We start from the raw sequence: 20,066 nt of genomic DNA, 5'->3' as shown, positions 1-20,066 counted from the left end.
TGGTCAACCGCAGTCTCGATGCGCCAACTAAGGTTTTGCATGAAGCGTATTCCAGGAGCCGCCATGAACCTGTCTTCCATGCGCGCAATCATCCACCAGGCTCAACTGGAGGAGCAGCGCAGCGGGCGTCTGGCGCGCCTGCTCGGCAATCGCCTGCCGCAGCTGCATCCGTCCATTCGCCTGCCGCTGGAAAACGGCTCGCAGAGCCTGCTGCAGTTCGTCAGCGCCTACATCGAGCAGGTGCCCGACCTGCTGGAGGCCGCCGCCCGGGTGGCCGCCGAAACCGGGCTGCAGGCGCACATCGACCCGCTGCTAAGGGTCGCCGAGGAGTTCTTCCAGGCGCCCCGGCATGCCGAGGCGGGCCTGGCGGCGCTGCTGGACGACGCCTACCTGGCCCAGCGGCTGATCGAGGAGGTCAACGACCGCTACCTGGTGCAACTCGGCCGTCCGCTGATTCCCCTCGACAACACCACCGCCAACCTGATCGCCCACCAGCTGATCGGCGAGCCCTACGCCAACTCGCTGGACCAGGCGATCTTCGAGACCGTGGACGGGCTGCTCGACCCGGCGCGCATGACCGGCGCCGAACGGCAGAGCTGCCGCGCCTGTCTGGAGGACGAGCAGACCCGCCAGGCCTGGCAGCAGTGGCCGTGCCTGAGCCGCCAGTTGGGCATGGAATTGCGCCTGGGCAATCTCTGATCACCAGAGCGCCAGTTGTGCCCCCGGCGGCGCGAAGCGCTGGCAGTCCAGCCCGCGCAGTTCGCGGCGATTCAGCCCCAGGCGCTTGCAGGCGACCTGGAAGCGCCGCGCCAGCAGGTCCGCGAACGGCCCTTCGCCACGCATGCGTGCGCCAAAGCGGCTGTCGTAGTTCGCCCCGCCCCGGCACTGGCGCACCAGGCTCATGACATGCTCGGCGCGCTGCGGGAAGTGCGTGCGCAACCAGTCCTCGAACAGCTCGGCGATCTCCAGCGGCAGGCGCAGCAGCACGTAGCCGGCGCTGTGCGCGCCGGCATCCCGGGCGGCCTCCAGCAGCTGCTCCAGCTCGGCGTCGTTGATCATCGGGATCATCGGCGCGCACAGCACGGACACCGGCACGCCGACCGCGTGCAGCTCGCGCAGGCAGCGCAGCCGCGCGGCGGGCGAGGCGGCGCGCGGTTCCATGATGCGTTTCAGCTCGTTGTCCAGGGTGGTCAGGCTGACCGCCACGCTGACCAGGTTCTGCGCCGCCAGCGCCTCCAGCAGGTCGAGGTCGCGCAGGATCAGCGCGCTCTTGGTGATCAGGTGCACGGGGTGGCGATAGCGCAGCAGGATTTCCAGCGCCTGGCGGGTCAGCCGCTGCTCGCGCTCGATGGGCTGGTAGGCATCGGTGTTCACCCCCAGGGCGATCGGCGCCGGCACGTAGCCGGGCCTGCTGAGCTGCTCTTCCAGGCATTCGGCCAGGTTGCTCTTGGCGATCAGCCGGGTCTCGAAATCCAGCCCCGGCGACAGGTCCCAGTAGGCATGGCTGGGCCGGGCGAAGCAGTAGATGCAGCCGTGCTCGCAGCCGCGATAGGGGTTGAGGGAACGGTCGAAGCCGACATCCGGCGAGCGGTTGCGGGTGATGACACTTTTTGCCAGCTCCTGACGCACTTCGGTGGCCCGAGTGTGCGGCACATCCTGTTGCCAGCCGTCATCGAAGGCTTCGCAACGGGTCGGCGCATAGCGATTGGCCGGGTTGTCGGCGGTGCCGCGACCGCGCGGCGGCAGGGAAACCGTCATGGAAACTCCATATACTGTTTTTATATACAGTATATGGAGTTTTCCCCATTGCACACGCCGTTCGGCGGACGCCTTGCGGGTGGCTGCGCCCCTTGTAGGGCCGGCTTTACGCCAGCCAACGGGGCGTCGGCCCCAGCACTCACGTCTCGGCGCCGACCCCCGCCGCATCACCCTCCGGCCGCTGCGCATAGCGCTGGGCCAGCACCGCGCAGACCATCAGCTGGATCTGGTGGAAGATCATCAGCGGCAGGATCAGCGTGCCGACGGCGCCACCGGCGAACAGCACCTGGGCCATCGGGATGCCGGTGGCCATGCTCTTCTTCGAGCCGCCGAACAGCAGGGTGATGCGGTCCTCCTGGTTCAGCCCCACACGCCGGCCGATGAACTCGACCAGCACCAGCACCAGCGCCAGGAACAGCGTGCAGACCAGCGTCAGGACCAGCAGGCGGGCCAGCGGGATCTGCTCCCAGAGCCCGCCGATCACCGCCGCGCTGAAGGCGGTATAGACGACCAGCAGGATCGAGCCCTGATCCACCCGGCGCAACCAGTTGCCGTTACGCGCCACCCAGCCGCCGATCAGCGGGCGGGCCAGCTGGCCGGCGACGAAGGGCACCAGCAGCTGCAGCACGATCGCGCCGATGGCGTCCAGGGTCGAGCCGCTTTCGCCTTCCACGCCCATCAGCAGCATGACCAGCAGCGGGGTGAGGAAGATGCCCAGCAGGCTGGAGGCCGCCGCGCTGCAGATGGCCGCCGGAATGTTGCCGCGCGCCAGCGAGGTGCAGGCGATGGCCGACTGCACGGTGGCCGGCAGCGCGCACAGGTAGAGCATGCCCAGGTACAGCTCGTTGCCCAGCAGCGGAAACAGCAGCGGCTTGAGCGCCAGGCCGAGCAGCGGGAACAGCACGAAGGTGCAGGAGAAGATCAGCAGGTGCAGGCGCCAGTGGGTGGCGCCGGCGATGATCGCCTCGCGCGACAGCTTGGCGCCGTGCATGAAGAACAGCAGGCCGATGGCCAGGCTGGTGAGCCACTCGAAGGCCTGCGCGCCCTGGCCGCTGGCCGGCAGCACGGTGGCGAGCAGCACCACGCCAATCAGGATCTGGGTGTAGGCATCGGGCAGGAAACGGGTCAGTGCCATTGGGAATTCTCGTAGTTGTCGGCAGGTGGGGGCGGACACTACCCTGTTCGCCGACGACCGACTAACGCCAATGAGCCCGCCAATGTCGCCAAACGGACAGGAACAGTCCCTGAACCCCAGCATGGCCGCGCTTTCCAGCCTGCCACGCCCGCTCTATGGGCGCGTCGAATCGCTGGCCAACCTGGCGCTCACCTACCGCCACAGCCATCCGTGGGCGCAGCTCTCCTACGCCAGCCAGGGCGTGCTGGAAGTGCAGACGGCGGCCGGCCGTTTCATCGCTCCGCCCCAGCGCGCGGTGTGGGTGCCCGCGGGCATGCCGCACCGGGTATACCGCTCGCCGCATACGGAAATGCGCAGCCTGTACCTGGACGGCTCCATCACGGCCTGGGCGCCGCCCGGCTGCCGGGTGCTGGAGGTCAGCCCGCTGCTGCGCGAGCTGATCCGCAGCTTCAGCCTGCTGCCGGAAGCCTACGACGAAGACGGCGCGGACGGCCGGCTGGCGCAGGTGCTGCTCGACCAGCTGGCCGCCGCTCGCGAGGTGGACCTGATGCTGCCGTTGCCCCACGACAGCCGCCTGCGCCCGCTGTGCCGCAGCCTGCAGGCCCATCCGGAACGGCAGACCACGCTCGGCGACTGGAGCCAGCGCCTGGGCCTGTCGGAAAAGACCCTGAGCCGGCTGTTCCAGCGCGAGACCGGCCTGAGCTTCCGCGCCTGGCGCCAGCGGCTGCGCCTGCTCGGCGCGCTGGCGCCGCTGGAGCGCGGCGAGCGGGTCACCGACGTGGCGCTGGCCTGCGGCTACGACTCCACCTCGGCGTTCATCGCCGCCTTTCGCCAGCAGTTCGGCTGCACGCCGGGGGAGTTCTTTCGCGAATAGAACGCCCGGGGCCTTATTCCGACTTCTTCAGCTTCGGGTTGGGGAAAAACTGCATGGCCTGGCCGCTCTGCGGTTTGGCCGCCGCTGGCTTGGCCTGATTGACCCGCGTGCCCAGCTCCTTCGGTACCGAAATGCCCTGCTCGTTGAGGGTGTCGGCGTAGTCGCAGGCTACGCATTCGCGATGCGGCACGCCGTCGACGTCCCACATCTTGATGGTGTCCTGACCCTCGCAGGCCGGGCACACGGCGCCGGCGATGAAACGCTTCTTCACTTCACTCATGCCGCATTCTCCGTCAGGCCGCTGTGGCGCAGCAGCGCGTCAATGGCCGGCTCGCGGCCACGAAAATCCACGAACAACTGCATCGGCGCCTGGGAGCCGCCGCGCGCCAGGATGGCGTCGCGGAAGGCGCGACCGGTTTCCGGGTTGAGCACGCCTTCTTCCTCGAAGCGCGAGAAGGCGTCGGCGGACAGCACCTCGGCCCACTTGTAGCTGTAGTAACCGGCCGCGTAGCCGCCGGCGAAGATGTGCGCGAAGCCGTTGGCGAAGCGGTTCCAGTGCGGCGGCCGCAGCACCGCCACCTGGTCGCGCACCGCGTCGAGCACCTGCAGCACGCTGCGACCGTCGCCGTGGGTGGCGTGCAGCTCGAAGTCGAAGATCGAGAACTCTAGCTGGCGCAGCATCATCAGCCCGGACTGGAAGTTCTTCGCCGCCAGCATCTTGTCCAGCAGCGCCAGGGGCAGCGGCTCGCCGCTCTGGTAGTGGGCGGAGATCAGCGCCAGGCCTTCCGGTTCCCAGCACCAGTTCTCCATGAACTGGCTGGGCAGCTCGACGGCGTCCCAGGCCACGCCGTTGATGCCCGAAGCGCCGGCATGTTCGACGCGGGTCAGCAAGTGGTGCAGGCCATGGCCGAACTCGTGGAACAGGGTGGTGACTTCATCGTGGGTGAGCAGCGCCGGCTTGCCGGTAGTCGCTGGGGTGAAGTTGCACACCAGGTAGGCGACCGGCGAGACCAGCCGGCCATCGGCGGTGCGGCGCTTGTCGCGGGCACCGTCCATCCACGCGCCACCGCGCTTGTTGGCTCGGGCATACAGGTCGAAGTAGAAGCGACCGATCTGCTCGCCGTGTTCGCGAATCTCGAACAGGCGCACCTCCGGATGCCAGCGCTCGAAATCGTGCAGCTCGTTGATTTCGATGCCGTAGAGCTTCTGCACGATGGTGAACAGGCCGGACAGCACCTTGTCGATGGGGAACCACTCGCGCACGGTTTCCTGGGACAGGTCGTAGCGGGCCTGGCGCAGCTTCTCGGCGAAGTAGCCGGTGTCCCAGCTCTGCAGATCGTCCACGCCCCGCTCGGCGGCGAAGGCGCGCAGCTCGTCCAGGTCGCGCTGGGCGAACGGCTTGCTGCGCACCGCCAGGTCGCGCAGGAAGCTCAGCACCTGCTCGGTGGAGTCGGCCATCTTGGTGGCCAGCGACAGCTCGGCGAAATGCGCGAAGCCCAGCAGGTGGGCCAGCTCCTGACGCAGGTCGAGGATTTCCACCATCAGCGGGCCGTTGTCGTGCTGGCCGGCGTTCGGCCCCTGGTCCGAGGCGCGCGTGCCGTAGGCGGTGTAGACCTCCTGGCGCAGGGCGCGGTTGTCGGCGTAGGTCATCACCGCGTAGTAGCTGGGGAATTCCAGGGTGATCAGCCAGCCGTCGAGCTCCTTGGCCTCGGCGGCCTGCTTCATCTGCGCGCGGGCCGATTCCGGCAGGCCGGCCAGCTCGTTCTCGTCGGTGAGCAGCTTGGTCCAGGCCTGGGTGGCGTCCAGCAACTGGTTGGAGAAGCGGCTGGTCAGATCGGACAGGCGCTGCTGGATCTCGCCATAGCGCTTCTGCTGCTCGGCCGGCAGGTCGATGCCCGACAGGCGGAAGTCGCGCAGGCTATGTTCGAGGATGGTCCGCTGCGCCACATCGAAGCCGGCGGCCGCCGGGCTTTGCGCCAGCGCACTGTAGGCCTCGAACAGGGCGCGGTTCTGCCCCAGCTCGGTGTAGTACTCGGACAGTTTCGGCAGGCAGGCCTGGTAGGCGTCGCGCAGCGCGGGGCTGTTGCACACCGCGTTGAGGTGGCTGACCGGGCTCCAGGCCTGGCCGAGGCGCGCGCCCAGCTCGTCGAGGGCCTGCACCAGGCCGCTCCAGCTGGGGTTCTGGCGCTGGCTGTCCAGCAGGCGCTCGATCGCCGCGCGGTTATCGGCAAGGATCCGGTCGATCGCCGGTTCGACATGCTCGGGTCGAATGGCGGAGAAGGGCGGCAGGTCGAAATCCTGCAGGAGGGGATTACTGGTCACTGCGTCTTACCTGTGGAGGAATTGATGTGGGACAGGGTAGGCAACGTCCACTTGCCCGCCATCTTAATTACAATCGCCCTCTCTCGCAGCCCAGGAGCGCCTATCGTGGCCATTCGTTCCTACCGCAACCATACGCCCCGCCTCGGTGAACGGGCCTTCGTCGACGCCAGCGCAGTGCTGATCGGCGACATCGAGCTCGGCGCGGACAGCTCGGTGTGGCCGCTGACGGTGATCCGCGGCGACATGCACCGCATCCGCATCGGCGCGCGCACCAGCATCCAGGACGGCTCCGTCCTGCACATCACCCACGCCGGGCCGTACAACCCGGACGGCTATCCGCTGACCATCGGCGACGAAGTGACCGTCGGCCACAAGGTGACCCTGCACGGCTGCACGCTGGGCAATCGCATCCTGGTGGGCATGGGCGCCATCGTCATGGACGGCGTGGTGGTGGAGGACGAGGTGGTGATTGGCGCCGGCAGTCTGGTGCCGCCGGGCAAGCGCCTGGAAAGCGGCTATCTGTATGTGGGCAGCCCGGTGAAGCAGGCGCGCCCGCTGACCGACGCGGAAAAGGCCTACTTCAGCTACACCGCCGGCAACTACGTGAAGCTGAAGGACCAGCATCTGGCAGAAGGGTACGACCGCTGATGCACCACGACACCATCCTCTTCGACCTCGACGGCACCCTGACCGACCCCCGCGAGGGCATTACCCGCTCGGTGCAGCACGCCCTGGCCCAGCTGGGCATCCACGAGCCGGACCTGACCGCCCTGGAGCATTTCATCGGCCCGCCGCTGCTGCAGTGCTTCATGAGCAGCTACGGGATGGACGAGGAGCGTGCCTGGCAGGCGGTGAATCACTACCGCGAGCGCTTCCGCGTCACCGGCCTGTACGAGAACCGCCCGTTCGACGGCATCGGCACCCTGCTCGAGCAGCTGCGCGCGCAGGGCCGCCGCCTGTTCATCGCCACCAGCAAGCCCACGGTGTTCGCCGTGGAAATCGCCCGGCACTTCGGCTTCAACCAGCACTTCGAGCGCATCTACGGCAGCGAACTGGACGGCACACGTACCGACAAGCGCGAGCTGATCGGCTATCTGCTGGAAAGCGAAGCGCTGGACCCGGCGCGCACGCTGATGATCGGCGACCGCAAGCACGACCTGATCGGCGCCCGCCACAACGGCCTGGCCTGCGCCGCGGTCGGCTACGGCTTCGGCAGCCGCGAGGAGCTGCTGACCGAGGCACCGGACTGGCATTTCGACAGCCTGGGTGAGCTGCAGCAGGCGTTCTTGGGCGTGGACGCCGCGTAACCCTTACGGCGCGACGGCCCCACCCCAGGCACCGATCGCGGCACCGTCGGCCGGGAGAAACCCAGCCGGGCAAGTCCGGCCCTACAAGCCCGCTTCCAACAGAGCCGCCAGCCGGCGGCGGCGCTCCTCGGTGGGCAGGTCGCCGAGTTGCCGCACCGTGTCGTGGAAGGCCGACCAATCCTCGCCCACCTCGGCAAACAGCCGCGCAAAGGCCGGCACCCACTGGTCGTACAGCGCGAAGGGCAGCAGGCTGGCGTTGTTCAGCGGCCGCGCCATGAAGCCGTCGTAGTTGGCCACCTGCCCGGCGTCGCGCAGCCGGCGATAGTCGACCTGCAGCTGCGCGAAGACCTCGGCCTTGGCCTGGCGCTGGGCCTCCACCGAGCGCGGCGAGGCGTACAGCGCGCGCAGGTGCTCGCGAGTCTCCAGCAGCAGCGCGACGAAGGCCGTCTGCCGCCGTTCCGCCGCGTCGTCCGCCGCCGGCAGGCCGCGCCGCGCGCGCCATTCACGCAAGCCCTGGCGCTCGACGAAGCTGGCATAGGACTCGTTGAACGCGGTGTCGCCCGGCAGATAGAAGCGCTGGTGCGCCAGCTCGTGGAAGATCAGCCCGGCCAGTTGTTCGTCGTCGCGGCGCAGCATGCTGCTGACCAGCGGATCGGCGAACCAGCCCAGGCTCGAGTAGGCGTCCACGCCACCCAGCCAGACATCCAGGCCGCGGGCGCGCAGGCGCTCGGCCGCGGCCTCGGCCAGTTCCCGGCGGAAGTAGCCCCGGTAGGCCACGCAACCGGCCAGCGGGAAACACTGCGGGCTGGCCTCCACGGAAAATTCCGGCGTGGCCATCAGGCTCCAGAGCACGTGTGGCCGGTCCAGTTCGACGTAGCTCAGGTAGCTGCGGTTGTCGGGCAGCCGCAGCACCTGGCTGGCGAAGCGCCTGGCCTGCAGCGCCCGGTCCAGACGCTCGCGCAGCTGGGGGTCGCGCCGCTCGTCGGAGAGCACCCGGGACACCGGCTCGCGCTGGCGCAGGAGTTGCAGTTGACCACTTGCCAACTGCTGGTAGTAGCCAAGATTGACGCAGCCGCTGAGCCACAGGCACAGCAACCAGGGAACCGCGCGGCCCGGCCCGCGGTCGAGAACCCTGAATCGCCGCGCCTTTCCGCTGGCCGCTGTAGGTTTTCCTGGCCCCCTACGCCGTCGACCGGAGTCCATCATGCGCGTCACCCTGCCGAGTCTCTGTCTGCTGCTTCTACCGGGCTGCGCCCTGCTCTCCGGCCCGGACGCCGAGCGTGCCTGGGTCGATCTGCAGAGCGGCGCCGACAATCGCCTGCTGGCCGTGGAACTGGACGGCTCGCCCTGGAGCCGGAGCTACTTTCGCCTCGCCCCCGGCGCTCACCAGCTTGCGGTTCGCTACCACTTCGACGTCAATCCCCGCGATATCGGCCGAGACACGCCGCACCGCCGTGATTGCCGCCTGACCCTGGACTATCACGACTTCACCCCCGGCCAGCGTTACCGCCTGCAGGCCGGACAGCATGGCTTCCGACCCTGGGTGCGCCTCTACGATCCCTATGATCGGCTGGTCGCGCGCGGCACGGAACAGGGATGTCGCAGCGGCGGCTGAGCATGGCGCCGCTGGCGCTGCTGCTGGGCGCCTGCGCCACGCCACCTGCCCCGGTCGATCCCCTGCTCGCCGGGATCAGCCTGCACGCGCCGCCGGCGGATGTCATCAGCGCCCAGCGGCTGGACGGCCAGCGTCTCGACAAAAGCAACGATCTGCAGGTCACCCCGGGCGAGCATGAACTGCTGGTGCGCTACCAGTACGACAGCCGCCAGGGCAGTGGCCTGTTCGGCGAGCCGCGCCGGGTGGTCTGCGAGTTGCGCCTGCGCTACGCGCATTTCCAGGCCGGTCGGCACTATCGCCTGGAAGCCCGACCGCTGGCCCTCAAGGCCCAGGGCTGGCTGTATGGGGCGGAGCGCGATGAACCGCTGGCGCGCGCCGAAGTGCTACGCTGCCGGCCGTTCTGATTTCCCGGAGTCACCCCATGAGTCGCCTCGCCGATACCCGCTTCTCCATTCTCGATCTGGCGCCGATCCGCGACAACGGCACGCCGGCCGACGCCCTGCACGATGCGCTTGAGCTGGCCCGGCACGCCGAGTCGCTGGGCTTCGAGCGCTTCTGGGTGGCCGAACACCACAACATGGACGGCATCGCCAGCTCGGCCACCGCCGTGCTGATCGGCTACCTGGCCGGCGGCACCTCGCGCATCCGCATCGGCGCCGGCGGCGTGATGCTGCCCAACCATTCACCGCTGGTGGTCGCCGAACAGTTCGGCACGCTGGAAGCGCTCTATCCGGGGCGTATCGATCTCGGCCTGGGTCGCGCGCCCGGCGCCGATCCGTTCACCGCGCGCGCGTTGCGTCGCGATCGCCTGGGCAGCCCGGACGACTTTCCCCAGGATGTCGAGGAGCTGCAGATGCTGCTCGGCCCGCGCCAGCCCGGCCAGGCGGTGATCGCCATGCCGGGCATCAACAGTCGCGTGCCGATCTGGCTGCTGGGCTCCAGCCTGTTCAGTGCGCGCCTGGCCGCCGCCAGGGGGCTGCCCTACGCGTTCGCCTCGCACTTCGCGCCACAGTACCTGCAGCAGGCCATCGCCCTGTACCGCGAGGAGTTCCAGCCCTCCGACGTGCTCGACCGCCCGCAGGTGATGCTCGGCGTGCCGCTGGTGGCGGCGGACAGCAACGAGGAGGCCGAATTCCTCGCCACCACCCTCTACCAGCGCGTGCTGGCGCTGATCCGCGGCCACAGCCTGCGCATGCAGCCGCCGGTGCCCGACATGCGCGACCTGTGGCAGCCGCAGGAGAAGGAGGCGGTGAACAGTTTCCTCGGCGTGGCGGTGATCGGCGGGCCGGAGCGGGTCCGCGAGCGTCTGGAGCTGCTGCTGGCGCGCACCGGGGCGGACGAGCTGATGTTCACCTGCGATCTCTATGACAACGCCGCGCGCCTGCGCAGCCTGGACATCCTCGCCGGCCTGCGCTGACGGCTAAGGCGCGCGCCTCGGCAGCACGGGCGCCTGCGCCTCCAGCGCCGCCTGCACCGCCGAGGCCATGTAGTGGACGAAGGAACGGGTCAGATGATTGCGGTCGCGCCACATCAGATGACCCTCAAAGTAGGCGGGACAGCGACCGTCCACGCACAGCAGATGGGTCAGGTCCAGGGCGTGGAAGCCCGGCAGTTGCGTCTCCAGCGCGCGGGCCGGATTCCCCGCCAGCAGCACCTCGCGCTGCGCGCGGGCGCAGCGCGTGGCGCGCGCCGGGTTCTGCCACACGCAGGCGTTGGGATCGCGGACGAACCAGGGGTTGTCGCGAATGCCGATCACCGGAATGCCCAGCGCCAGGATGTCCCGCAGGCTGCTTACCAGCCCGTCGGGTACGAACTCGATGGCAGGTGCCGCGCCCGGCGGATCGGCGCGGGTGGCGGTGGTGATCAGCGCATCCGGGCGCAGCGCGGCCAGCACCGGCAGCAGGCCGGCGTTCCAGCGCTGGCAGTCGGCGCTGCGCAAGGCCACCGGCTGGTAGCCCAGCGAGCAGGCCGACATGCTGATGGTCACCAGCCGGAAGCCGTAGCGCCGGCCGATTTCCGAAAAGGCCGGCTCCCACTGCGACACATGTGAACCGCCGACCAGCACCACCAGCGGGCCGGCTTCCAGGTCGCCGAAGGTGCACAGGATGATCTCGGCGCTGAGCATGCCGCGATCGCAGGTCTCGCGGGCGGCCGGGCTGATGTCGCGCTTGACGCCCATGAAGCGCGCCAGCGGCACGTCCCGGGCGTTGTCCTGCAGGCTGATGCCGGCGCCCGCAAAGAAGCCCGCCGCGACCCGCTCCCGTTCCGCCGCCCGCAGCGTGTCGAGGATCAGGTGCTTGCCCACCACCCACAGCGCGAACACCGGCAGCAGGCACAGCACTCCCAGCATGAAGGCGCGCCACGGCTGGCTGCGCGGAATACGCCGCGCCGGGCCTTCCACCAGCAGGTTGGTGAAGATCGCCAGCAGCAGCGCCAGGCCGATCACCAGCAGGCCCTGCGGCAGGTTGACCTGGTCGACACCGTGCAGATGGCGCATGAACACCAGCAGCGGCCAGTGCCAGAGGTAGAGGGTGAAGGACACGCCACCCAGGTAGACCAGTTGGCGGGTGGATAGCAGTCGCTGGACCAGCGAGCCATCGCGCCGGGTGCCCCCGTACAGCAGTAGCGCGGCGGCCAGCACCGGCAGCAGCGCAACCACACCGGGGAAGGCGCTCTCACGCGGCAGCAGCAGGCCGGTGCCCAGCAGCAACGCGAGACCCAACAGCGACAGCGCCCGGCACAGCCCGGGCGCAGGCGGACGCAGCAGCGGAAGGGTCAGCGCCAGCAGGACGCCGGCGAGAAACTCCCAGAGCCGGGCTACGGTATCGAAGTAGGCGCGCGCCGGGTTTTCCTGGGTGGTCCACAGGCCATAGGCGAAGGAGAGCAGGGCCAGGGCGCCGATGACCAGGAACAGCGGCAGCCGCGAGCTCCACCACCGGGCCAGCCACAGGGCAGGAGCCAGCAGCGTCGGCAGCAGCAGGTAGAACTGAATCTGCATGGACAGCGCCCAGAACTGCTGGAACGGGCCGGGCGGCGACTGGCTGTCCAGGTAGTTCACGCCGCTGCGCATCAGGTGGAGGTTTTCCACCTGCAGGGCGCTGAACAGCAGGTCGTCGATAACGGTGCGCCAGAACGGCGCCGGAATGTACAGGTAGCTGAACAGCACCGTGCACAACAACACCAGGTAGGCCGCCGGCGCCACCCGCCGGACCACGCTGGCCCAGAACTCCAGCGGCCGCAGCCGTCCCCGGCTGGCGGCCTGGCGCAGCAGCACCCCGCCCATCAGGTATCCGGAGACCACGAAGAACACGTCCACCCCGCCGGATACCTTGTGCACCCACAGGTGGAAGATCAGGATCAGCAGCGCGCCGAGGGCGCGCATGCCCTGCACGTCATCGCGGAAGCGGCTGTCCCGATAGGGGTGCAGCAGCTCCTGGTGGTCGCCTGCGGAGAGCTCCTGGAAACCGCGCCGGATCATGCCTTCCGTTGCGCTGTCGGCCACTCCTCCCTGAGCCATGGCGGATCAGGGCAACGGCCGGATCGGCTCGGGCGGCGACGACGGCCCGCCCTCAGGCGCGTCGTCGAGCAACGGCGCCGTCTCGGGGTGTTCGTCGCCCGGCAGGGTCTCGGGCAGCTCGGCGCGGCCGCGCCGATAGAGGATTTCCTTGGTGCCACCCTCGCAGGTGCCAACCACCGTCCAGCCCACGGCTCCCCCGGGGTTGGTGATTTCCAGCTGATACTCATGCACACCGCGCGCTTCCAGCTTGGCGGCGATTTCCGCCTTGAGCTCCTCGCAGGGCTTGGAGGCGGCCTGGAGCTCGGTGCCGAGCAGCAGCAGAACGAGGATCGGCAGCAGTTTCATGGCGCCCCCTCAGCTGTTGGCGATGCGGAAGCCGACCTTGAGGGTCACCTGGAAATGCCCCACCGCGCCGTTGACGATGTGCCCGCGCGTGCTGACCACTTCGAACCACTCCAGCAGGCGCAGGCTTTTGCCCGCCTCGGTCAGTGCGCTCTGGATGGCGTCTTCGATGCTGGTGGGGGAGGTGCCGACCAGCTCGACCAGCTTGTAGGTGTGATGATCCGACATGTCGCCGCTCTCCTGATGAAGGGCCTCAGGCCCGTACGGACATGGACAGCGGACCGCTGGATGAGTGCGCCCGGGCAGGCTCGCAACAGCATAGAAAAGCCCCGCCGTTACGCCAGTCGCGCGCGTCAGGCCAGCGCGGCGCGCAACCAGTCGGCCAGCCGCTCGGCGCGCCGATCCAGGCGCCGGCGCGGCACCCACAGGGCCAGCCGCGCCGGGGTTTCCGCAAAGCCCCAGGGCGCCAGCAGGCGGCCAGAGGCCAGGTCGTCGGCCACCAGTTGCTGCGGGGCGATGGCCACGCCCAGGCCGGCCAAGGCGGCTTCCAGCAGGTAGTAGAGATGCTCGAACCCCTGGCCAAGGCGCAGCTGCCCGGGCTCAAGTCCCTGGCTGCGCAACCAGGTCGGCCACGCCTGGGGCCGCGATACGGTGTGCAGCAGCGCCTCGCCCAGCAGCGCGACCGGCGCCGCCGTGCTCAGTTGCGCCGCCCGGGGATGGTGCGGGCTGAGCACCGGGCCGATACGCTCGGCGGCCAGCTCGAACACGGCGACATCGGCCGGCCAGGGCGGCTCGGCGAACCACAGGGTGGCGTCCAGGTCGGCGCGGCGCGGGTCCAGCTCGCCCTCACTGGCCGAGAGCTGCAGGCGCAGCTCCGGCAATTCGCGCTGCAGACGGTCCAGGCGCGGAATGAGCCAGCGCGCCAGCAGACTGCCCGGGCAACCGAGCACGAAGGGCGCCTCGGCGGCCTGATGCTGCAGTTCGGCGCACAGCGCGGCCACACGCTCGAAGGCCTCGCTGGCCACCGCGCCGAGACGGACGCCGGCATCGGTGAGTTTTACGCCACGACCTTCCTTTTCCAGCAGCGCCACCCCGAGCGTCTGCTCCAGATTCGCGAGCTGCCGACTGATGGCACCGTGGGTCACATGCAGCTCGTCGGCCGCGCGTTTCAGGCTGCCAAGACGTGCCACGGCCTCGAAGGCGCGCAGGGCATTGAGCGGTGGTAGCGAGGCGACCATAGGTGAGTTTTCCTGACGGGTTGCGGCGATCTTATCGCTTTTTTAAGCGCCGGGGATTGGTTAAGGTCTGGCCATCGCCGCAACGCCCCTCGATCCAGGAGCCTACCCATGACCTCATTACGCAACGGACCCGACGCCAAGGGCCTGTTCGGCAGCTTCGGCGGCCAGTACGTCGCCGAAACCCTGATGCCGCTGATCCACGAACTGGCCGCCGAATACGAGAAGGCCAAGCAGGATCCGGAGTTCCTCAAGGAGCTGGCCTACTTCCAGCGTGATTACATCGGCCGCCCCAGCCCGCTGTACTTCGCCGAACGCCTCACCGAGTTCTGCGGCGGCGCGAAGATCTACCTCAAGCGCGAGGAGCTGAACCACACCGGCGCGCACAAGATCAACAACTGCATCGGCCAGATCCTGCTGGCCAGGCGCATGGGCAAGCAGCGCATCATCGCCGAGACCGGCGCCGGCATGCACGGCGTGGCCACCGCCACCGTGGCCGCGCGCTTCGGCCTGAAGTGCGTGGTGTACATGGGCACCACCGACATCGATCGCCAGCAGGCCAACGTGTTCCGCATGAAGCTGCTCGGCGCCGAGGTGATTCCGGTCACCGCCGGCACCGGCACCCTCAAGGACGCCATGAACGAGGCGCTGCGCGACTGGGTGACCAACGTGCACGACACCTTCTACCTGATCGGCACCGCCGCCGGCCCGCACCCGTATCCGGCCATGGTGCGCGACTTCCAGGCGGTGATCGGCAAGGAAACCCGCGCCCAGCTGCAGGAGCAGGAGGGCCGTCTGCCCGACAGCCTGATCGCCTGCATCGGCGGCGGCTCCAACGCCATCGGCCTGTTCCACCCGTTCCTCGATGACGCCTCCGTGCAGATCGTCGGCGTGGAAGCCGCCGGCCACGGCATCGACACCGGCAAGCACGCCAGCAGCATGAACGGCGGCACCCCCGGCGTGCTGCACGGCAACCGCACCTTCCTGCTGCAGGACGACGACGGGCAGATCATCGACGCCCACTCGATTTCCGCCGGCCTCGACTACCCCGGCGTCGGCCCCGAGCACGCCTGGCTGCACGATATCGGCCGCGTCGAGTACGTACCGATCACCGATGACGAGGCGCTGAGCGCCTTCCACCAGTGCTGCCGCCTGGAAGGCATCATCCCGGCGCTGGAGTCGTCCCACGCCCTGGCGGAGATGTTCAAGCGCGCGCCCAAGCTGCCCAAGGACCACCTCATGGTGATCAACCTGTCCGGCCGCGGCGACAAGGACATGCAGACCGTAATGCACCACCTGAAGCTTGAGGAGACCCGCGCATGAGCCGCCTGCAGACCCGCTTCGCCGAACTGAAGCAACAGAACCGCGCCGCGCTGGTGACCTTCCTGACCGCCGGCGACCCGGACTACGCCACCGGCCTGCACATCCTCAAGGGCCTGCCGGAAGCCGGCGCCGACGTGATCGAGCTGGGCATGCCGTTCACCGATCCGATGGCCGACGGCCCGGCGATCCAGCTGGCCAACATCCGCGCGCTGGGCAACGGCCAGAACCTGGCGAAAACCCTGCAGATGGTCCGCGAGTTCCGCGAAGACAACCAGAGCACGCCGATCGTGCTGATGGGCTATTTCAACCCGATCCACCACTACGGCGTGCCGCGCTTCATCGAGGATGCCAAGGCCGCCGGCGTGGACGGTCTGATCGTGGTCGACCTGCCGCCGGAGCACAACGCCGACCTGTGCGACCCGGCCCAGGCCGCCGGCCTCGACTTCATCCGCCTGACCACGCCGACCACCGACGATGCACGCCTGCCGGTGGTGCTCAACGGCAGCTCCGGCTTCGTCTACTACGTGTCGGTGGCCGGGGTGACCGGTGCCGGCTCGGCGAGCATGCAACAGGTCGACGAAGCCGTCGCCCGCCTGCGCCGCCACACCGACCTACCGCTGTGCATCGGCTTCGGCATCCGCACCGCCGAACACGCCGCCGACGTCGCCCGCCGCGCCGATGGCGTGGTGGTCGGCTCGGCGCTGGTCGACCGCATCGCCAAGGCCGACACGCCGAAGCAGGCCATCCATGACGTGCTGGCGTTGTGCAGTGAGCTGGCGGCGGGGGTGCGCGGGGCGCGCTGAAGCCTTCTCCAGCCCCCGAAAAAAAGCCGCTGCATCCGAGAGGAGGCAGCGGCTTTTTCGTGCCTGCCCTGCGCCGGAGCACAGGGCAGGTAAGGGCGCATCAGAAGTCGTAACGCACCTTGGCGAGCAGGGTATCCGCAGTGAAGTCGGACTTGCTGGCGCGGTCGTAACTGCCGCCCAGCGTGAAGTTACCCATCCGGTAGTCCACACCCAGGCTGATTTCCAGGGTGCTGGTTTCCGGCTCGATACCTTCGTAGGTCACCATCGGCGTGCTACCCAGCACATAGCCCGATGTGGTGCTTACCGTGTCACCGATCAGGTCGCTGAAGTACATGACCTTGGCGCTCGGCTGCAGGCTGCCATAGGGCAAGCCGATGGTCGCGGCCACGCGGGCACCGAAGCCCAGTTCCCCTACCTGGAAGGTTTGCTTTTCGTAGGCACGCCGTGCGGACGACGTGCCCGCTTCCTCATAGGCATCGATATCCACACGGCTGTAACGCGCGGCGACTTGCGGCTGTACTGTCAGTCCATTGAGCACCGGCAGCCCCTGCAACAGCTGAAGGTTGTAGCCGACACTCAGGTGGCCGCCCACCAGCAAGCCGGAGTATTCGCTCTTGGCCGTGGTGGTAGCGATGGTGCGCGTACCTTCGTTCTCACTCAGCGCGTAGTTGAACGCACCGTCGGCAAACCAGGCGCCGCTGCTCCAGCCGCCATAGATGGCAAAGCCATAGGAATCCACGGTCGCCTTGTTGTCCACGCCAGTGACATCCGTTTCCAGCAGGCTGTAGGCCACACCCATGGTCAGATTGTCGCGGGTGCCGTCCACACCGAAGGCGATACCGCTGCTGGCAGTGTCGTAGCCATTCACACCCGCGCTCGGGTCCTGGGTGGCATCACTGTCCAGACGCTGGATCCACACACCAACCTGCTGCGGCTGGTCGCCGGAGGACAGGCCGCGCAGCGCACTGGTGCGCCCCGCAGTGACCGAATTGACCAGACTCTGGCCGCTGATCGCCGCGCGCTGAGTCCCCCCATTGAGCTCCGGAGCCAGCTGGGTGAGCAGGCGGCGACGTTGCGTTGAGTCGGCGCTTTCATCCATAGCGGCAATGAAGGCGTTACGCACCGCATCGTCTTCGGCAATGGCACCGCCACTGAAGAGCAGGTTGGTGAATTCACCGGCCGCCGCTGCGGCGGCACCCGAAGCACCACTGCCTTCAAGCAGTTGCGCAACGTCGCTGCCCCCCTTGCCGGTCACGGTCACGCGAATCTGGTCGTTGTCCAGATCCACCTCGGGCTCGCCTACCAGCTTGAGCAGCAGCGAATTGCTGGCCACGGCCAGGCCGTTGTCCACCAGTTCAGTCGCCTCAAGCAGGACATAGGTGGTGTCGTCAGCGGTGAAGGCCGCGTTGTCGGCCTTGAAGGTCACCCGCGAACCTTCAGCGAAGGTAGCAGTGCCGTTCACGCCCAGAATGGCCTGGTTGGCATCGGTTTTCCGCTCGGCATCATCGAACAGATTCAGATTGAGCGCAGCGCCTTGCCCCAGCGCCAGATCGCCCTTGAGCGCGGTATGCGTACCCAGCAGTTCCAGGCTGGCGTCCCGCGCCAACTTCACACGGCCATTCGCAGCCATCTCGATGTGCGCTGAATTTCGGTTGGCGTTATTCACCGCGCCGTAGCGTACTTGGCCATCGATATCGATCATGCTCAGGCCGATCAAGTCGCCAGCGATGCTGCCACCGTCCCACTCCAGCCGCACCGGGCCACCCTGGACGCTGCCGTCGTCGTCCCAGGCAGCATCGATCGCCGCCCGGCCGCCCTTGAGGGTGCCGCTGTTGACAATCACCACCTCCGTATCCGAGGGAGTGCCATAGTCGTTGGTGCTGAAGCTGAATGCGCCGACCGCGATGGCGGTGTCCTCGCCCTCGATCCGGCCGCTGTTGCGAATCTGCCGACCGTCGTGGCCAAACGCTTCGCTGCTGGCGCCATTGCCGTAATTGACCCGGTAGAAGCGGGCGCCGTCCACCAGTACGCCATACGCATTGGCGCCGCTGGCAACGATGGTGCCGCTGTTGTTCAGCCCTGCCACGGAGGAGACATAGTCGAAATCCACGCCGACGGAACGGTCACCTTCAACCCGAATTTCACCCCGGTTGATGACCCCAGCCATGTGGACATCCCACAGGTGAATGCCAACGACATCTTCCCCGGCTGCCTTGATGGTGCCCTGATTGGTGAGGCCTTGGCGGATAGAGTTGTAAACGCTGTATTCCGAGTAACCCAAATGATTCGAACGGAAATCGGAGACTTCGATCCCTTGCGCCCCGGCGCCCTGCACCTCAATCGTGCCGTCGTTGCGTAGACCCTCGCCCTCAATCCGGCTGGACTCCACCTTCAGGCCGATGGCCTGGTGACCCTTGACCGTGATCCGCCCCTCGTTATTCACGCTTTCGGTAGCCACCTCGCTCAGATACAGGCCGACTACCTCAGCGTTTCCGGTGCCTTCCACCTCGAGGGTGCCGGTGTGACGCAGGCTGCCGCGGATCTCACCGAGGAACTGGTTGTTCTCCAGTTCGCCAGTAATCACCACGCCGTGTACACCCCAAGTATCCAGCTCACCATCATTGAACTCGGTGAAGTCGCCGCCTGTCACCTTGGTCGTGCCGGCCAGAAGCACATCGCCATTGATCGTTGGGTCCCACAGTTCAATGGCCGCAATGCCGTCACCCTGGGCATCAATGTCGGTCTTGAAGGTCAGGTGGCCACCAAACGAAGACTCGCCCCCTTCGATCACGGCATATCGGGCTGCATCTGAATCAACGGCAAACGCCCCGTTGAAACTGCCAGTGACTTCCACCGGCGCAACGGCATCCTGTAGCAATAAGCCATCCTGACCCAAAGTCTGGGCAAGCACGGGCATGGTCGCCCCGGTCACGGCGAGCGCAAGTAGTGTTTTGCGAAATACAGCTGGAGTATTCATTGATGGAAAATCCCTAATTACGAACAAACGATTCCCTGGGCGCTACTACCATCGCGGGGGCGAATAATGCCAATTGGCCATATATGTGCGTGGGTAGGCTAATCAAAAAGAAAGGCGCGGGGAATCCTTTAATGACTAAGTCGTCATCCCAACTGAACGGCGGAATTCCGGCGATGGCGCCAAGGCGCCAGTAGGAAGTCTGCGCCATCGCACTGGACGGAAGATGGGGCTCGGCGCAAAGCCGATGTCAGATAAGGCCCCGCCCCGCATTGCACGGGACGGGGCTTGCCGACTTCGGTTAGAAGTCGTAACGCACCGTGGCCGAGAAGGTGTCCGAGCTGTAGTCGGACTTACCGAAGTAGTCGTAGCTCACACCCAGGGTCAGTGCGCCCAGACGGTAGTCGGCACCCAGGCCGGCTTCGTAGCTGTTGCGCTCGGGCTTGGCGCCAGAGGTAACGAACGGCGTGCCACCCAGCACGAAGGCCGAGGTGGAGGCAGCCTGGTCGGCGATCAGGTCGTGGTAGGCCATCAGCTTGATGCGCGGCGAGATGCTGCCCTGCTCCAGATCGATGCGACCCACCAGTTGCACACCGGCACCCAGCTCACCCACTTCATAACGCTGGGCCTCGGTGTTCAGCGCAGCGGAGGAGCCAGTTTCCTCGATCTCGTCGATCTCCACGTTGCTGTAGCGTGCAGTGACCTGCGGCTCGACCACCACGGTGCCCTGCAGCGGGTAGGTGTAGCCCGCGGTCAGGTTCACGCCGAGCAGCGAGCTGTCGTAGTCGGCCTTGGCCAGGGTGGTGGCGATGAGACGCTCGCCTTCGTTGGCGTTCTGGCCATAGGTCAGGCTGCCATCCA

19 protein-coding genes and 1 pseudogene are annotated in these 20,066 nt (G+C 67.6%); 9 read left to right on the top strand and 11 right to left on the bottom strand.

Translation table 11 applies throughout. The annotated features are described in order from the left end of the window. Nucleotides 1–63: 63 nt before the first annotated feature. Nucleotides 64–699: a hypothetical protein gene (locus tag VL129_RS10335; protein ID WP_325412737.1), complete on the top strand. Its 636-nt coding sequence runs from the start codon at nt 64–66 to the stop codon at nt 697–699. On the opposite strand, the gene VL129_RS10330 is transcribed toward VL129_RS10335, so the two are convergent. Both VL129_RS10330 and VL129_RS10325 read right to left on the bottom strand, forming a co-directional pair. Then, on the bottom strand, nt 700–1,758 hold the full coding sequence (locus VL129_RS10330) for a PA0069 family radical SAM protein (RefSeq protein WP_325412736.1): 1,059 nt from the start codon (nt 1,756–1,758) through the stop codon (nt 700–702). 139 nt (nt 1,759–1,897) lie between these two features. After that, complete coding sequence (locus VL129_RS10325) at nt 1,898–2,893, bottom strand: bile acid:sodium symporter family protein (RefSeq protein ID WP_325412735.1); 996 nt, start codon at nt 2,891–2,893, stop codon at nt 1,898–1,900. An 82-nt stretch (nt 2,894–2,975) separates the two neighbouring features. Here VL129_RS10325 and VL129_RS10320 point away from each other — a divergent pair, with 82 nt between their 5' ends. Next, entirely contained in the window at nt 2,976–3,767 is a 792-nt protein-coding gene (locus VL129_RS10320) for an AraC family transcriptional regulator (protein ID WP_325412734.1), read from the top strand. A 13-nt stretch (nt 3,768–3,780) separates the two neighbouring features. Here the strand turns inward: VL129_RS10320 and VL129_RS10315 are convergent, their stop codons facing one another. Beyond that, the gene (locus VL129_RS10315) at nt 3,781–4,047 is read right to left on the bottom strand and encodes a YheV family putative zinc ribbon protein (RefSeq protein WP_325412733.1); all 267 of its coding nucleotides are present in this window, start codon (nt 4,045–4,047) and stop codon (nt 3,781–3,783) included. Beyond that, entirely contained in the window at nt 4,044–6,089 is a 2,046-nt protein-coding gene (gene prlC / locus VL129_RS10310; RefSeq protein ID WP_325412732.1) for an oligopeptidase A, read from the bottom strand. The genes VL129_RS10315 and prlC overlap by 4 nt, the downstream gene beginning before the upstream one ends. Nucleotides 6,090–6,194: 105 nt before the next feature. On the opposite strand from prlC, the gene VL129_RS10305 reads away from it, so the two are divergent. Continuing rightward, nucleotides 6,195–6,737: a gamma carbonic anhydrase family protein gene (locus VL129_RS10305; RefSeq protein WP_325412731.1), complete on the top strand. Its 543-nt coding sequence runs from the start codon at nt 6,195–6,197 to the stop codon at nt 6,735–6,737. Continuing rightward, nucleotides 6,737–7,396: an HAD family hydrolase gene (locus VL129_RS10300; protein ID WP_325412730.1), complete on the top strand. Its 660-nt coding sequence runs from the start codon at nt 6,737–6,739 to the stop codon at nt 7,394–7,396. Before VL129_RS10305 ends, VL129_RS10300 begins: the two co-directional genes overlap by 1 nt. Nucleotides 7,397–7,477: 81 nt before the next feature. Here the strand turns inward: VL129_RS10300 and VL129_RS10295 are convergent, their stop codons facing one another. After that, nucleotides 7,478–8,491 (bottom strand): aminopeptidase, encoded by a 1,014-nt coding sequence (locus VL129_RS10295; RefSeq protein ID WP_325412729.1) that lies wholly within the window; start codon nt 8,489–8,491, stop codon nt 7,478–7,480. 109 nt (nt 8,492–8,600) lie between these two features. Here VL129_RS10295 and VL129_RS10290 point away from each other — a divergent pair, with 109 nt between their 5' ends. From VL129_RS10290 to VL129_RS10280, 3 genes are read left to right on the top strand one after another with little or no spacing between them, the layout of a single operon-like run. After that, a complete protein-coding gene (locus VL129_RS10290) occupies nt 8,601–9,011 on the top strand; it encodes a PA0061/PA0062 family lipoprotein (protein WP_325412728.1) in 411 nt (136 codons plus the stop codon). Continuing rightward, nucleotides 8,993–9,415, top strand: a complete 423-nt coding sequence (locus VL129_RS10285) for a PA0061/PA0062 family lipoprotein (protein ID WP_325412727.1) — start codon at nt 8,993–8,995, stop codon at nt 9,413–9,415. The genes VL129_RS10290 and VL129_RS10285 overlap by 19 nt, the downstream gene beginning before the upstream one ends. A 17-nt stretch (nt 9,416–9,432) precedes the next feature. Beyond that, nucleotides 9,433–10,428 carry an LLM class flavin-dependent oxidoreductase gene (locus VL129_RS10280; RefSeq protein ID WP_325412726.1) on the top strand — a complete coding sequence of 332 codons (996 nt, stop codon included), beginning with the start codon at nt 9,433–9,435 and terminating at the stop codon, nt 10,426–10,428. Nucleotides 10,429–10,431: 3 nt separating this feature from the next. On the opposite strand, the gene VL129_RS10275 is transcribed toward VL129_RS10280, so the two are convergent. The 4 genes and pseudogenes from VL129_RS10275 to VL129_RS10260 form a co-directional block, all read right to left on the bottom strand. Beyond that, entirely contained in the window at nt 10,432–12,528 is a 2,097-nt protein-coding gene (locus VL129_RS10275) for an acyltransferase family protein (protein ID WP_325412725.1), read from the bottom strand. Nucleotides 12,529–12,654: 126 nt separating this feature from the next. Beyond that, nucleotides 12,655–12,873: pseudogene (locus tag VL129_RS10270) on the bottom strand (DUF1161 domain-containing protein); the annotation flags it as partial. Nucleotides 12,874–12,882: 9 nt separating this feature from the next. Then, the gene (locus VL129_RS10265; RefSeq protein ID WP_027588671.1) at nt 12,883–13,098 is read right to left on the bottom strand and encodes a dodecin; all 216 of its coding nucleotides are present in this window, start codon (nt 13,096–13,098) and stop codon (nt 12,883–12,885) included. A 125-nt stretch (nt 13,099–13,223) separates the two neighbouring features. Further along, the gene (locus tag VL129_RS10260) at nt 13,224–14,108 is read right to left on the bottom strand and encodes a LysR family transcriptional regulator (protein ID WP_325412724.1); all 885 of its coding nucleotides are present in this window, start codon (nt 14,106–14,108) and stop codon (nt 13,224–13,226) included. A gap of 108 nt (nt 14,109–14,216) precedes the next feature. Here VL129_RS10260 and trpB point away from each other — a divergent pair, with 108 nt between their 5' ends. Then, nucleotides 14,217–15,428: a tryptophan synthase subunit beta gene (gene trpB / locus VL129_RS10255; RefSeq protein ID WP_325412723.1), complete on the top strand. Its 1,212-nt coding sequence runs from the start codon at nt 14,217–14,219 to the stop codon at nt 15,426–15,428. Continuing rightward, nucleotides 15,425–16,231, top strand: a complete 807-nt coding sequence (trpA, locus tag VL129_RS10250) for a tryptophan synthase subunit alpha (RefSeq protein WP_325412722.1) — start codon at nt 15,425–15,427, stop codon at nt 16,229–16,231. The genes trpB and trpA overlap by 4 nt, the downstream gene beginning before the upstream one ends. Nucleotides 16,232–16,331: 100 nt before the next feature. Here the strand turns inward: trpA and VL129_RS10245 are convergent, their stop codons facing one another. Both VL129_RS10245 and VL129_RS10240 read right to left on the bottom strand, forming a co-directional pair. Beyond that, nucleotides 16,332–19,208, bottom strand: a complete 2,877-nt coding sequence (locus tag VL129_RS10245) for an autotransporter family protein (protein WP_325412721.1) — start codon at nt 19,206–19,208, stop codon at nt 16,332–16,334. A gap of 298 nt (nt 19,209–19,506) precedes the next feature. Next, nucleotides 19,507–20,066 (bottom strand): autotransporter outer membrane beta-barrel domain-containing protein (locus tag VL129_RS10240; RefSeq protein WP_325412720.1); only part of this gene is annotated, 560 nt, incomplete at its 5' end.

This window comes from Pseudomonas sp. (assembly GCF_035497915.1).
Lineage (GTDB): Bacteria > Pseudomonadota > Gammaproteobacteria > Pseudomonadales > Pseudomonadaceae > Serpens.
Note: the sequence above shows the minus strand (reverse complement) of the source record. Positions and strands in the feature narration are given on the sequence as shown.